This is a genomic window from Micromonospora sp. MA102, assembly GCF_025460765.1.
GTDB lineage: Bacteria > Actinomycetota > Actinomycetes > Mycobacteriales > Micromonosporaceae > Micromonospora > Micromonospora halotolerans.
Map to the genome: position 1 here is coordinate 322,453 of NZ_JAMWEG010000004.1, position 12,928 is coordinate 335,380.

The 12,928-nt window shown below is 75.1% G+C and carries 12 protein-coding genes and 3 tRNA genes; 12 read left to right on the forward strand and 3 right to left on the reverse strand.

Annotation, left to right across the window (positions count from 1 at the left end):
- Positions 1-32: 32 nt before the first annotated feature.
- Positions 33-797 (forward strand): crotonase/enoyl-CoA hydratase family protein, encoded by a 765-nt coding sequence (locus tag NFX44_RS11380; RefSeq protein WP_262283464.1) that lies wholly within the window; start codon positions 33-35, stop codon positions 795-797.
- A gap of 3 nt (positions 798-800) precedes the next feature.
- Here NFX44_RS11380 and NFX44_RS11385 read toward each other — a convergent pair whose 3' ends face one another.
- A complete protein-coding gene (locus tag NFX44_RS11385; RefSeq protein WP_262283465.1) occupies positions 801-2,285 on the reverse strand; it encodes an NAD(P)/FAD-dependent oxidoreductase in 1,485 nt (494 codons plus the stop codon).
- A 92-nt stretch (positions 2,286-2,377) separates the two neighbouring features.
- On the opposite strand from NFX44_RS11385, the gene NFX44_RS11390 reads away from it, so the two are divergent.
- Positions 2,378-3,478, forward strand: a complete 1,101-nt coding sequence (locus NFX44_RS11390; RefSeq protein WP_262283466.1) for a serine hydrolase — start codon at positions 2,378-2,380, stop codon at positions 3,476-3,478.
- A gap of 34 nt (positions 3,479-3,512) precedes the next feature.
- Here the strand turns inward: NFX44_RS11390 and NFX44_RS11395 are convergent, their stop codons facing one another.
- Positions 3,513-4,445, reverse strand: coding sequence for a phytoene/squalene synthase family protein (locus NFX44_RS11395; protein WP_262283467.1), 933 nt, complete (start codon positions 4,443-4,445; stop codon positions 3,513-3,515).
- 65 nt (positions 4,446-4,510) lie between these two features.
- Between NFX44_RS11395 and NFX44_RS11400 the strand changes: the two genes are divergently transcribed.
- From NFX44_RS11400 to NFX44_RS11440, 9 genes are all read left to right on the forward strand, one after another.
- Positions 4,511-5,668, forward strand: coding sequence for a polyprenyl synthetase family protein (locus tag NFX44_RS11400; protein WP_262283468.1), 1,158 nt, complete (start codon positions 4,511-4,513; stop codon positions 5,666-5,668).
- Between the two features lie 29 nt (positions 5,669-5,697).
- Positions 5,698-7,179: a phytoene desaturase family protein gene (gene crtI / locus NFX44_RS11405; protein ID WP_262283469.1), complete on the forward strand. Its 1,482-nt coding sequence runs from the start codon at positions 5,698-5,700 to the stop codon at positions 7,177-7,179.
- Positions 7,176-7,781 (forward strand): isopentenyl-diphosphate Delta-isomerase, encoded by a 606-nt coding sequence (gene idi / locus NFX44_RS11410; RefSeq protein ID WP_262283470.1) that lies wholly within the window; start codon positions 7,176-7,178, stop codon positions 7,779-7,781. The genes crtI and idi overlap by 4 nt, the downstream gene beginning before the upstream one ends.
- Positions 7,771-8,718 (forward strand): MerR family transcriptional regulator, encoded by a 948-nt coding sequence (locus tag NFX44_RS11415; RefSeq protein ID WP_262283471.1) that lies wholly within the window; start codon positions 7,771-7,773, stop codon positions 8,716-8,718. The genes idi and NFX44_RS11415 overlap by 11 nt, the downstream gene beginning before the upstream one ends.
- A gap of 80 nt (positions 8,719-8,798) precedes the next feature.
- On the forward strand, positions 8,799-9,593 hold the full coding sequence (locus tag NFX44_RS11420) for a polysaccharide deacetylase family protein (RefSeq protein WP_262283472.1): 795 nt from the start codon (positions 8,799-8,801) through the stop codon (positions 9,591-9,593).
- A gap of 155 nt (positions 9,594-9,748) precedes the next feature.
- Positions 9,749-9,821, forward strand: a tRNA-Glu gene (locus tag NFX44_RS11425).
- Between the two features lie 33 nt (positions 9,822-9,854).
- Positions 9,855-9,928, forward strand: a tRNA-Asp gene (locus NFX44_RS11430).
- A gap of 75 nt (positions 9,929-10,003) precedes the next feature.
- Positions 10,004-10,077, forward strand: a tRNA-Phe gene (locus tag NFX44_RS11435).
- Positions 10,078-10,237: 160 nt separating this feature from the next.
- Positions 10,238-11,023: a hypothetical protein gene (locus tag NFX44_RS11440; protein ID WP_262283473.1), complete on the forward strand. Its 786-nt coding sequence runs from the start codon at positions 10,238-10,240 to the stop codon at positions 11,021-11,023.
- Positions 11,024-11,033: 10 nt separating this feature from the next.
- Here the strand turns inward: NFX44_RS11440 and NFX44_RS11445 are convergent, their stop codons facing one another.
- On the reverse strand, positions 11,034-12,200 hold the full coding sequence (locus tag NFX44_RS11445) for a hypothetical protein (protein ID WP_262283474.1): 1,167 nt from the start codon (positions 12,198-12,200) through the stop codon (positions 11,034-11,036).
- A gap of 207 nt (positions 12,201-12,407) precedes the next feature.
- Here NFX44_RS11445 and NFX44_RS11450 point away from each other — a divergent pair, with 207 nt between their 5' ends.
- The gene (locus tag NFX44_RS11450; protein ID WP_262283475.1) at positions 12,408-12,923 is read left to right on the forward strand and encodes an SRPBCC family protein; all 516 of its coding nucleotides are present in this window, start codon (positions 12,408-12,410) and stop codon (positions 12,921-12,923) included.
- The last annotated feature ends 5 nt before the right edge of the window (positions 12,924-12,928 follow it).

Here is a 12,928-nt window from a genome sequence, read left to right on the forward strand (position 1 = left end):
GCGGCGGCAGCCGTCGAGGGCATGCTGACCCGATGGGGGTACGCGTCGAGCACGCCGGACCGGTGACCACGGTGATCCTGGACCGGCCGGAGGCCCGCAACGCCGTCGACGGCCCGACCGCCCGGGCCCTGGCCGACGCGTTCCGCGCCTTCGAGGCCGACCCGGACGCGGCGGTCGCCGTGCTCTGGGGCGCGGGCGGCACGTTCTGCGCCGGCGCCGACCTGAAGGCCATCGGCACGCCGCGCGGCAACCGGGTCGAACCCGAGGGTGACGGCCCGATGGGCCCGACCCGGATGCGGCTGTCCAAGCCGGTGCTCGCCGCGATCTCCGGGTACGCGGTGGCCGGCGGCCTGGAGCTGGCGCTCTGGTGCGACCTGCGGATCGCCGAGTCGGACGCCACGCTCGGGGTGTTCTGCCGGCGCTGGGGCGTGCCGCTGATCGACGGCGGGACGGTGCGGCTGCCCCGGCTCATCGGCGAGAGCCGTGCCATGGACCTGATCCTCACCGGCCGCCCGGTGCCCGCCGACGAGGCGTACGCGATGGGTCTGGTGAACCGGCTGGTCGCGCCGGGTGCGGCCCGGGCGGAGGCCGAGCGGCTGGCCGCCGAGATCGCCCGGCACCCGCAGACCTGCCTGCGCAACGACCGGGCGGCGGTGCTGTCGGGCGCCGGCCTGCCCGAGCCGGAGGCGCTGGCCACCGAGCTCGCCTTCGGGATGGAGTCGCTGGTCGCCGACGGCATGCACGGCGCGAACCGGTTCACCGCCGGCGCCGGCCGGCACGGCACGCCGGTGGACTGACGGCTACTTGAGGTTGCGCAGGGCGTCCTCGATGGCCCGGTGGAAGGTCGGGTACGCGTAGATCATGTGCCGGAGCTGGCTGATCGGGACGGCCGCGTGCACGGCCACCACCAGCGCGGACAGCACCTCGCCGCCGGCCGGGCCGACCGAGGTGGCGCCGACGAGCACGCCATGGTCGGCGTCGGCGACCAGCTTGATCAGGCCGGCGTTGCCGGCCTTGTGGATCCACCCACGGGTGGACGAGGTGAGGTCGGTGCGGCCGACCTGGACGTTGATGCCGCGGGCGCGGGCCTGCTGCTCGGTGAGGCCGACCGCGCCGACCTCCGGGTCGGTGAAGGTGACCCGGGGCAGCGCGCGGTAGTCGGCGACCGGCACGCTGCCCGGCGCGACGGTCGAGCCGCCCGTGCTCATGGCCCCGCCGACCGCGCTGACCACGCCGGCCGCACCGCCGACCACGCTGGCGGTGCCACTGGCGTCCGGACCGCCCTTCACCCGTCGCATGTGGTCGAGGACGTCGGCGACGACGATGCCCGCCTGGTACATGGCGATGTGGGTGAAGGCGCCCTCGCCGGTGAGGTCGCCGACCGCCCAGATCCCGTCGGCGGCGTGCATCCGCCCGTTCACCGGCAGGTAGCGCTGGGTGCAGTCGATGCCGACCGAATCCAGGCCCAGCTCCTCCAGGTGCGCCCGGCGGCCGGTCACCACCAGCAGCTTCTCGCCGCTGAACGCCCGGTCGCCGGCGTGGACGGTGAAGCTCGTGCCGTCGTGGGCGACCCGCTCGGCCTTGACCCCGGTGTGGATCTCCACCCCGTCGGCGCGCAGCGCCGCGGCGACGATCTCGGAGGCCTCCGGCTCCTCGACGGCGAGCACCCGGTCGGCCGCCTCGACCACCGTCACCCGGACCCCGAACCGGGCGAAGACCTGGGCCAGCTCCAGCCCGATCGCGCCACCGCCCAGCACCAGCAGCGACGCCGGCAACTCCTCGACCTCGATGGCCTGGTGGTTGGTCCAGTACGGGGTGTCGGCCAGACCGTCGATCGGCGGCACCGAGGGGCGGGTGCCGGTGCCGAGGACGACCCCGTACCGGGCCTCGAACACCTGGTCGCCGACGCGGACCCGGTTCGGGCCGTCGAGCCGGCCGCTGCCCCGGACGAACCGGCCGCCCTTGCCGGTGAACCGGTCCACGGCCACCCGGTCGTCCCAGGTGTCGGTGGCCTCCTCGCGGATCCGCTTCGCGACCGGCGCCCAGTCGGGCCGTACCTCGGCGCTGCCGGCCAGCTCGTTGACGCGGCGCGCCTCGGCGAGGGCGTTGGCCGCCCGGATCATCATCTTGCTGGGGATGCAGCCCCAGTAGGGGCACTCGCCACCGACCAGGTCGCGCTCGATCCCGACCACGGTGAGGCCGGCCTCGGCGAGTCGCCCGGCCACCTCCTCGCCGCCGACGCCCAGCCCGACCACGACCACGTCCACCAGTTCCGACTCCGCCACCCCGCCAGCATTCCGCACTGCCGGGCCACCGGCCACCGCGTCGGGCCGGAATTCCCGCGCCGGTGATCATCACCACGGCCTACGGTGGCCGGATGCACGCACGCTTCGCCCCGGTCCGGGACTGCTTTCACGACCTGTTCGCCGCCGGCCGGGAGACCGGCGCGGCGCTGGCCGTCTGGTACGACGGCGCGCCGGTGCTCGACCTGGTCGGCGGCACCCGCGCCACCGTCCCGCCCGGCGTGGCCGTCCCGGCCGTCGGGGCCGGGGCGCCGTGGCGGCCGGACACCCTGGTGAACGTCTACTCGGTGGGCAAGCCGGTGGTCGCGCTCTGCCTCCTGCTCCTCGTCGACCGGGGCCGCGTCGACCTCGACGCGCCGGTGTCGGCGTACTGGCCGGGGTTCCGTGCCCCGGCCACCGTGCGGCAGGTACTCGCCCACACCGCCGGGCTGCCCGCGTTCCCGGTGCCCCGGCCCACCGCGGCGATCACCGACTGGGGGCTGCTCTGCGCCGACCTGGCCGCCGCCGAGCCCGAGTGGACGCCGGGCAGCGTCGCGGGCGAGCACGCCTGGACGTACGGGCACCTGGTCGGCGAGCTGGTCCGCCGGGTGGACGGGCGGCCGGTGGGGCGATTCCTGGCCGAGGAGATCGCCGGGCCGTGGCGCCTCGACCTGGCCTTCGGCCTGGACGCGGCGGCCCAGCGGCGCTGCGCCGACGTGTCGTACGCCGACCCGGACTGGCCGGTGCGGATGCTGGGCGAGCCGGGGTCGCTGCGTGCCCGCGCGGTGGGCAACCCGGCCGGCGGCCTGGACGTGGCGGTGGTCAACGCCCCGCTCTGGCGCGGCACGGAGTTCCCCGCGGTGAACCTGCACGCCACCGCGTCCGCCCTGGCCCGCCTCTACGCCGGACTGCTCGCCGGCGGCGCCCTCGACGGGGTACGCCGGTTCAGCCCCGAGCTGGTCGCCGAGGCGACCCGGGTGCAGTACGACGGGCCGGACCTGGTGCTGGACCGGCGGGCGTACTGGACGCTGGGCATGCAGTGGGAGCCGGACGGGAGCTGGGGCATGGGCGGGATCGGCGGCAGCAGCGCCTGGGCCGACCCGGAGCGCGGCTACACCTTCGCGTACGCGACCGCGCGGCTGGCCGACCACGACCGGGTGGAGGATCTGGTGGAGGCGCTGCACTCCTGTCTCTGAGGGGATCCACAGCGGGTCCGAGCGGTGCGGATGATCAAATTGACGCCGCCAGGGCCGGCCGGAGCGCCGGGCCGGGGATCCGCACCGGCGCGCCGGCCGGGGTGACCAGCGCCTGCGCGGCCACCGCCATCCGCCGGCGCCGGGGTACGCGGGCCCGCCGGGCGAACACGTCGAAGTCCTGCGCGGCCACCTCGTCGAGGATGCCGCCGTAGAGCGCGTACGCGGTGCGCATGCAGGCCTGCGAGGCCGGGGCGAGCAGCGGGATGCCGGGCGCGGCGGCCTCGTAGTGTGCCTGGGCGCGGGTGACCTCGTACGCGATCAGCTCCCGCAGTCGCGGGGTGCCGCGGCCGGCGGCCCGGGCGGCGAGCAGGTCCTCCCGGGTGACGTCGAACGCGGCCAGGTCCTCGTCGGGCAGGTAGGTGCGCCCCCGGTCCAGGTCCTCGGCCACGTCCCGGATGAAGTTGGTGAGCTGGAAGGCGAAGCCGAGCTGGCGGGCCGGCTCCCGGGCGGCGGCCGGGTCGGAGCTGCCCAGGATCGGCAGCATCATGGTGCCGATGACCGCCGCCGACCCCTCCATGTAGTCGAGCACGTCGTCGTAGGTGGGATACGACAGGACCGTGAGGTCCATCGTCATGCTGCGCAGGAACGACGCGAAGTCGTCGCGGTCCAGGTCGAAGACGGCGATGGTGTGCAGCACGGCGGGGAGCAGCGGGTCGTCGACCGGCTCGCCGTGCAGGCCGGCGACGAACCGGGCGGACCACTCCGCGAGCCGGGCCGCGCGCTCGGCCGGCGGAAGGTCCTCGGTGCGGTCGACGATCTCGTCGGCGTAGCGCGTGAAGCCGTACAGGGCGTGTACATGCCGCCGTTTCCAGGCGGGCAGCAGCCGGGTGGCGAGATAGTAGGTACGGCCGTGACGCCGGTGCAGCTCGCGGCAGCGCTCATAGGCAGCGGTGAGATCCGTGTCCACCGGCCCTCCTCCAGATCCGACGCAGCAATCGACGCAACTCGTAACCCTAGGGTACGCTCGCCCACATGGCCAACGACGCAGTTGCCGGTACTCCGCCCCGCTTCGTCGCGCCGGCACAGCCCGGCGCGACAGACGATCCGGTCCGCGGTGTCCTGGCCGCGTTCACACAGGACCTGGTGACGGCCGTCGACGAGACCCTCACGGCGTTCCTGTCCGCCGAGGTCGACGCGCTCGCCGACATCGACGTGGCGATGGGCGGGTTCGCCGCGACGGCCCGCGACTGCGTGCTGGCCGCCGGCAAGCGGGTCCGGCCGACCTTCGCGTACTGGGGTTGGCGCGGAGTGGTGGGCGGCGACGCGCCGCTGCCCTCGGTGCTGCCGGCGCTCGCCGCGCTCGAACTGCTGCACACCTTCGCGCTGGTGCACGACGACGTGATGGACGCCTCCGACACCCGGCGCGGCCGGCCCACCGCGCACCGGGCCGCCGCCCTGCGGCACCGGGCCGCCGGGCACACCGGTGACCCGGAGCGCTACGGCGAGGCCGTCGCCGTGCTCATCGGCGACCTCTGCCTGGTCTGGGCCGACCGGCTCATGACGCACGCCGCCGTGCCGCCGGCCCGGCTGCTCGACGTGCGCCGCTGCTACGACCAGATGCGGGTGGAGACCGTCGCCGGGCAGTTCCTCGACGTGCTCGGCGAGCACGACGCGGCGAACTGGTCGGTCGACCGGGCGCTGCGGGTGGCCCGCTACAAGACGGCCGGCTACACCGTCCAGCGACCGCTGCTCTTCGGCGCCGCCCTGGCCGGTGCCGAGGCGGACACCCGGCTGATCGCCGCCTACACCCGCTACGGGCTGGCCGTCGGGGAGGCGTTCCAACTCCGCGACGATCTGCTCGGGGTCTACGGTGATCCGGCCGCCACCGGCAAGCCGGCCGGGGACGACCTGCGGACCGGCAAGCCGACCGTGCTGCTGATGCTCGCCCGGCAGCTCGCCACTCCGGCCCAGCGCCGCGCCTTGGAGCGGGCCGGCACGGTCACCGGGGCGGGCGAGGTGGCCCGGCTGGCCGACCTGGTGCGCGACACCGGGGCGGTGGCCCGGGTGGAACGGATGATCGCCGACCGGGTGACCGAGGCGCAGGTGGTGCTCGACGGCGCTCCGATCGACGGCACCGCGCGCACCGCGCTGACCGGCCTCGCCACCGCCGCCACCACGCGGCGGGCATGATGGGCAACTTCACGAACAAGGGAGCCGGAATGCGCACCGTGAGCGGGCGTACCGACCGGGTGGTGGTCGTCGGCGCGGGGCTGGGCGGGTTGGCCTGCGCGCTGCACCTGGCCGGCAGCGGCCGGCAGGTGACCGTGCTGGAACGGGAGCCGGTGCCCGGTGGGCGCGCCGGCCGGCTCGGCGTCGACGGGTACGAGTTCGACACCGGACCGACCGTGCTCACCATGCCCGACCTGATCGCCGAGGCGCTCGGCGCGGTCGGCGAGGAGCTGAGCGACTGGCTCGACCTGACCCCGCTCGACCCGGCCTACCGGGCCTGGTATCCGGACGGGTCGACGCTGGACGTCATCACCGACACCACCCGGATGGCCGCCGAGATCGCCCGGGTCTGCGGGCCCCGGGAGGCGGACGGCTACCTGCGCTTCGTCGACTACGCGCGCGACCTGTGGCGCTGGGAGCGGGCGGACTTCATCGAGCGCAACCTGGACGCGCCGACCGACCTGCTCACCGGCAACCTGCTCAGGCTGCTGGCCAACGGCGCCTTCCGCCGGCTCCAGACGAAGATCAGCCAGTTCTTCCGGGACCCGCGTACCCAGCGGATCTTCTCCTTCCAGGCCATGTACGCGGGCCTCGCCCCGCACGACGCGCTGGCCATCTACGCGGTCATCGCGTACCTCGACTCGGTGGCCGGGGTGTGCTTCCCGCGCGGTGGCATCCACGCGGTCTCCCGGGGGATGGCCGGCGCGGCGGAGAAGCACGGCGTCGAGATCCGCTACGGCACCACGGTGACCCGGGTCGAGACGGCGCACGGCCGGGCCACCGGCGTGGTCACGGCCGACGGCGAGTTCGTCCCCGCGGACGTCGTGGTGCTCAACCCGGACCTGCCGGTCGCCTACCGGGACCTGCTGCCGGCCAGCCGGCAGCGCAAGCTCACCTACTCGCCCTCCTGCGTGGTGCTGCACGTCGGTTCGACGCAGGGCTACAGCCGGATCGCCCACCACAACATCCACTTCGGGCGGTCCTGGAAGGGCACGTTCGACGAGGTGATCCGGCGGGGCGAGCTGATGACCGACCCGTCGCTGCTGGTGACCAACCCGAGCCGGACCGACCCGTCGGTGGCCCCGGCCGGCCGGCACACCTACTACGTGCTCGCGCCGGTGCCGAACCTCCACCGGGCGCCCTTCCACTGGCCGGGCGACCTGACCCGCCGCTACGCCGACCAGCTCGTGACGACGCTGGAGGAACGGGGCTACGTCGGCTTCGGCGACGGCATCGAGGTGCTGCGCGCGGTGACCCCGGCCGACTGGGCGGCGCAGGGCATGGCCGCCGGCACCCCGTTCGCCGCCGCGCACAGCCTCTTCCAGACCGGCCCCTTCCGCCCGCCGAACCTGCACCGGACGCTGGGCAACGTGGTCTTCGTCGGCTCCGGCACCCAGCCCGGCGTGGGCGTGCCGATGGTCCTCATCAGCGGCAAGCTCGCCGCCTCGCGGATCACCGGGAGGACGTCTTGACGGCCCGGGAGAAGCACCTCGTCGAGCTGGTCGACGACGGCGGGCGGGTGCTCGGCGAGACCACCGTGGCCGCCGCCCACCAGCCACCCGGCCGGCTGCACCGGGCCTTCTCGGTGCTGCTGGTCGACCCGCGGGGGCGGATCCTGCTGCAACAGCGGGCCGCCGTGAAGACCCGGTTCCCGCTGCGCTGGGCCAACGCCTGCTGCGGCCACCCCCTGCCCGGCGAGTCGCTGGTCGAGGCCGCCAACCGCCGGCTCGCGGAGGAACTCGGCGTCGAACCGGTCGACCTCACCGAGGTCGGGGTCTACGTCTACTACGCCGAGGACCCGGCCACCGGTCGGGTCGAGTTCGAGTACGACCACGTGCTGCGCGCCGACGTACCGGCCGACCTGCCCATCCGGCCCGACCCGGACGAGGTGGCCACCCTGCGCTGGGTCGACCCCGGCGAGCTGGAGACGGAGCTGGACGTCGACCCCCGCGCGTACGCGCCCTGGCTCGGCGGGGTGGTGAACCGGCTGCTGCGGCCGGCCCGTCCCGTCGCCGACGTGGCCCGGACGGGCGCGCCGGCCGACAACGCACCGGAGCGGTCGGGTGGCGGATGAGGCGCTGAGCGCGGGAGCCGTCGCGCGCCGGCTGGGGGTCGCCGTCACCACGCTGCGCACGTGGCACCAGCGCTACGGCCTCGGCCCCAGCGAGCACGTCCCGGGACACCACCGGCGCTACACGCCGGCGGATCTCGCGCGCCTGGACATCATGCGCCGGCTCACCGCGGAGGGCGTCGCCCCCGCCGAGGCCGCCCGCTGGGCCCGGCAGGCACCGGCCGTCCTCCCCGCCGAACGGCCCGGGCCGAACCGGCGGGCCACGGCGGTCCGGGACGGCGGCGGAACGACCATCCCGGTCGGGCGCGCCGGACCGGCGGCCCGCGGGGTGGCCCGCGCCGCCATGCGGCTGGACTCGGTGGCGATCGGCCGGGCCATCGCGCACGCCCTCGCCACCGACGGCGTGGTCCCCACCTGGGACGGGCTGCTGCGGCCGGTGCTCGCCGGCATCGGCGAACGGCACGCCGCCACCGGCGGGCTGGTCGAGGTCGAGCACCTGATGTCCCGCTGCGTCTCCGAGGCGTTCGCCACCGTGGCCCGGGCCCACCCAGCCGCCGGGCCGGCCCGGATCCTGCTCGCCTGCGCCGATGAGGAACAACATTCCCTTCCGCTGGAGGCGCTGGGCGCCGCCCTGGCCGAGGTCGGGGTGGGCTACCGGATGCTGGGCGCCCGGGTGCCGGTGCCCGCCCTGGTCGAGGCGGTCAACCGCACCGGCCCGGCGGCCGTGGTGCTCTGGTCGCACACCCGCGCCACGGCCGATCCGGACCAGCTCACCGCGGTGCTCACCGCCCCGCGCCGCCCCCTGCTGGTGCTCGCCGCCGGGCCGGGCTGGCGGGCCGACACGCTCCCGGCCGGGGTGGTCCGCCCGGTTGACCTGGCCGAGGCGGTCTCCCTGGCGGTGGCCGTACGGGATTCGCTGGACCAGTCGACGGCGGGCTGAGGGGCCGGCCCCTCCCGATTCGGCGCGACGTCCACTACGGTCGGAAAGTCCGCCCGACCCCACCCCCTCTCGGAGCGACGATGCGTCCACGCGCCGTGCTGGCGTTCGCCCTCGGCCTGGTCCTCCTCGTGGCCGGCTGCGGCGAGCCCGGCAAGACCCCGTCCCAGTCCAGCGCCTCACCGGCCGCCCCGACTGCCCCGACGCCGTCGCCCACGCCGAGCCCACGGCCCAGCCCGAGCCGCACCACGCCGCCGAAGCCGAAGCTGCGGCCGGTGCCGAAGACCCTGCCCGCCGGGCTGCACCGCTCCAGCGGCAGCCAGGGGGTCGCCCTCACCTTCGACGACGGGCCGGACCCCCGGTACACGCCGCAGATCCTCGACCAGCTCCGGGCGGCCCACGTCACGGCGACCTTCTGCCTGGTCGGCAAGCAGGCCAAGCGCTACCCGCAGCTGGTGGCCCGGATCGCCCGCGAGGGGCACCAGATCTGCAACCACAGCTGGCGGCACGACATCAACCTCGGCCGACGGCCGCTCGCCGAGATCCGGGCCGACCTGGTCCGCACCAACCAGGCCATCCGGGCGGCCGCGCCGCGCGCCCCGATCACCTGGTTCCGCCAGCCCGGCGGCCGTTGGACGGCGGAGGAGCTGACGGTGGCCCGCCAGCTCGGGCTGCGCCCGCTGCACTGGAGCGTCGACCCGCAGGACTGGGACCACCCGCCGGCGAAGACGATCGTCAAGCGGGTGACGGCCGCGACCCACCACGGCTCGATCGTCCTGATGCACGACGCGGGCGGCGACCGGACCCAGACGATGGCCGCCTGCCGGCACCTGATTCCGGACCTCAAGCGGCGGTACGGGATCTCCAGGCTGCGGTAACACCGCCTCTGACCTGCGGTTTCGCCCGGCTCTGTGCCCGTGGCCATACCGGTTTGGCCGGCCGAGGAGGCATGGCATATGCTTCTCATGCCTCCGGCGGGGCCGGATGGGAGCAAGTCCGCTTGAAGTTGCGAGTGTGCAATGATGGCGGGGCCGCCCTCATCGTCTAGCGGCCCAGGACGCCGCCCTTTCAAGGCGGTAGCACGGGTTCGAATCCCGTTGGGGGCACGGTCCGGCTCAGGCCGGATGCAACACCAGCTAGGTCCTGTGGAGCAGTTGGAGTGCTCGCCGCCCTGTCAAGGCGGAGGTCGCGGGTTCAAGTCCCGTCAGGACCGCAAGCGCTGACGCCGCGCCCTTCATGCGCGGCGTTCTGCGTATCGGCCTGTGCGGTAGCATGAGCCGGACAGCACGGCCAGGTAGCTCAGTTGGTACGAGCGTCCGACTGAAAATCGGAAGGTCGGCGGTTCGACCCCGCCCCTGGCCACATAGCCTTTCGCCGGGCTACAGAGATCCCCACCAGCGGAAACGCCGGTGGGGATCTTGCTGTTGGCACCCGCCGGCAGGTGGTCAGGGGCGTGGGTCCGGGTCGGGCCGGGGTTGGTCCCGATGGTGTCTCGGGTGGAGCCGGGCGAAGACTGAGCCGCATGACGAGAGAGAAGCGGGACATCTTCGCGCCCTGGCGGTTCACCTACGGGGCCGAGAGCCGGCGACGGCTCGCCTCGTCGGTGGTCGCCGTGCCCCGGGCACTTGGCGCACTGGGCGCGTCGGTGCGGCGGCCGGGTCGGCTGCGGGGACTGGGCGCTGCCCTGCTCGCCCTGCCGGTCGCGGTCGCCTCCACCGCGCTGACCGCGGTGCTCGCCTACCTGGTGCTGATCAACGTGCTGGCGTACCCGTTCCGCCCCTGGCTCGGACTCGCCGAGCAGACCGGCACCGCCTGGTACGCCGACGCCTGGGGCGGCCCGACACTGGCCGGCGCATGGGCGACCCACACGGCCCTGGTCATGTTGCTGGTCGTACCGCCGGCGGTCTGGGCCGTCCGAGGACTCACCGCCCTCCAGGGGCGGCTGACCGGCCAGCGCCCGACCGTCGCGCCGTCCCCCGCGGTCAGCATCGGACCCGCCGTCGCCGAGCCGGCGGCCGTCCGGCCGGCACCGCCACTGCCCGTCGCGGTGGTCACCCGGCCCGTGCGGCAGGGCGGTGCGGCGAAGCGCGGCGGGCGCGGGCGTCGCGTCGGGGCCACGCTCGCGGCCCTGGGGCTGCTGGTGGCCTGCTCGCTCATCGCGCACGCCAACGGGATCGGCGACAACCTGATCTGGACGCCGCGCGACCTGACCAGCGGCGTCGCCCTCGCCGTGACGCTCACGCCGGTCGCGGCGTTGCTGCTGCTCCGGCGTACGGGCTGGTGGCGGTCCCCGGCCCCGCTTAGCTGAGACTGCGCGACTACCGCTTCGGTCGGTGCTGGCTCATGCCGTTCTGGATGGCCTCCCAGACGCTCCGGCCGGCCTGCAACAGCGTCTCCCCGGCCTGGCCGGCGAGCTGGGCCGGTCCGGGCGGGCCGCCCGGCTCCTTCTTTGCTTCCTCCTCCGGCTTACCGCCGGCCGCCGGCTTCGCCTGTTCGCCAGCCTTCCCCGGCTCGGCCGCCTTCCCGGCGGCGGATGGCCCTCCGGCCCCGCTGGGTGCCTGACCGGTCGGCGGCCGGCCAGCACCTGCATCGGAGGGGCCGCCGCCGGGCTGCCCACTCTCCCGGCCGGGCTGCCCGCCTGCGCCGGTCTGGCCGCCCCCGCCGCCCGGTTGCCCGCCTGGACCGGTCTGGCCAGCTCCGGCGCCCGGCTGCCAACCCTCGCGGGACGTGCCGCCGCCCTGACGGCTCGCCGGGCCGCCTTCGCGGGTGGCACCGCCGCCGCCACGAGTGGACGGCTGCTCGCCACCGCCGGCTGGCGGAGCGCCGGTCCCCCTGCCCCCGGCCTCCGCCTGCGCTTTCGGCTGCCCCTGGTCGCCCGCCGGCGGCTTCGGCCGCCCCTGGCCCGGGGACGGTGCCGGGTGTGCCTGCTCGCCGATCGGGGGCTCGGGGGCACGGGCCGGGCTCGGCACTGCCGGGGACGGCGGTGCCAGCCGGCCGACGCCCTCCCGCAGTGGCCGGTCGGCCACCGCACCGACCGTCCCGATCCGCTGCCCGCTCTCGTCGCGGACGGGCGCGCCCGCCAGCTGCCGGGCCACCCGGTTGACCTCCTCGACGTCGGTCACGGCCACGCGGGCCAGCGCCTCGATGAGGTGCGGGTTGCGGTCGATGCTGGTGAGCGCGCGGTCCAGGATCTGCACCAGCTTCTCCAGGCGCACCTTGAGCAGCACCTCGGCGCTGACGCCGGTGACGTCCAGTTCCACGTCGTCCAGATGCACCCGGACCCCGGCGTCGAGCTGCAGCAGGTTGGCCAGCCGGGCGCGCAGCGACAGGTCGGCGTCGAGACCTCGGACGGAGAGCCGGATCTGGTCGACCGTCACCTCCGGGATGTCGAGCAGGACGTCCGGCTCGGACTGCCCGCCGTCCTGGCGGGCGGGCCGCCCGCCCTTCTGGTCCGGCTCCCGCTCGGTCGCGCCGTTCTCGCTCATGCTCCCCGCTCCCCGCTGGCCCGTCGGCCGGGCCGAATCAGCGGCGGTTACCCGGTTTCCGGCGGGGCATCCCTGGTGGCCCCGTACGCCCGTGAACAGCGGCGGTGCGGACGGCCCGGCACTGTCGGGAATGGGAACTCCCGCTGTCCGGAAGCGGGCGAAGATGAAAGCTGCACAGCGGGGCATGAGCCGGTATGGTCCGGGCCTATGGGACAGGGGATGGCCGATCCGGATGAGGTCCACCAGGAATTCGACCGATTCTCCCTCCGCAGCACACTCTTCGCCCCCGCCTCCGCCGACCGGGCGTTCGCCGTGTTCACCGGCTCGCTGACCGACTGGTGGGTGCGCGAATACACCTGGTCGGGGCCGGAGGCGCTGGCCGAGCTGGGCATCGAACCGCGGGCCGGCGGCATGCTCTACGAGATCGGCCCGTACGGCTTCCGCGGCGACTGGGGCCGGGTGCTGACCTGGGATCCGCCCCGCCGGCTGGTCTTCACCTGGCAGCTCGGGCCGGACCGGGTGCCGGTGCCGGATCCGGCGCGGGCCAGCGAGGTCGAGGTCCTCTTCCAGCCCGAGGGGCCGGAGCTGACCCGGGTCGACGTCGAGCACCGCTACTTCGACCGGCACGGTGAGGCCGCCGAGGGCTACCGCAAGGCGCTCACCGCCGGCTGGCACGAACTCCTCTGCCGCTACCTGGCGACGGTCGCCCGCACCACGGACTGACCACC

What these genes read in the sequence shown, in the direction of transcription:
- NFX44_RS11420 (WP_262283472.1), top strand. Translation starts at nt 8,799, where the DNA reads ATGCGTCCACGCGCCGTGCTGGCGTTCGCCCTCGGCCTGGTCCTCCTC.
- NFX44_RS11390 (WP_262283466.1), top strand. Translation starts at nt 2,378, where the DNA reads ATGCACGCACGCTTCGCCCCGGTCCGGGACTGCTTTCACGACCTGTTC.
- NFX44_RS11400 (WP_262283468.1), top strand. Translation starts at nt 4,511, where the DNA reads ATGGCCAACGACGCAGTTGCCGGTACTCCGCCCCGCTTCGTCGCGCCG.
- crtI (WP_262283469.1), top strand. Translation starts at nt 5,698, where the DNA reads ATGCGCACCGTGAGCGGGCGTACCGACCGGGTGGTGGTCGTCGGCGCG.
- NFX44_RS11445 (WP_262283474.1), bottom strand. Translation starts at nt 12,200, where the DNA reads ATGAGCGAGAACGGCGCGACCGAGCGGGAGCCGGACCAGAAGGGCGGG.
- NFX44_RS11380 (WP_262283464.1), top strand. Translation starts at nt 33, where the DNA reads ATGGGGGTACGCGTCGAGCACGCCGGACCGGTGACCACGGTGATCCTG.
- NFX44_RS11450 (WP_262283475.1), top strand. Translation starts at nt 12,408, where the DNA reads ATGGGACAGGGGATGGCCGATCCGGATGAGGTCCACCAGGAATTCGAC.
- NFX44_RS11440 (WP_262283473.1), top strand. Translation starts at nt 10,238, where the DNA reads ATGACGAGAGAGAAGCGGGACATCTTCGCGCCCTGGCGGTTCACCTAC.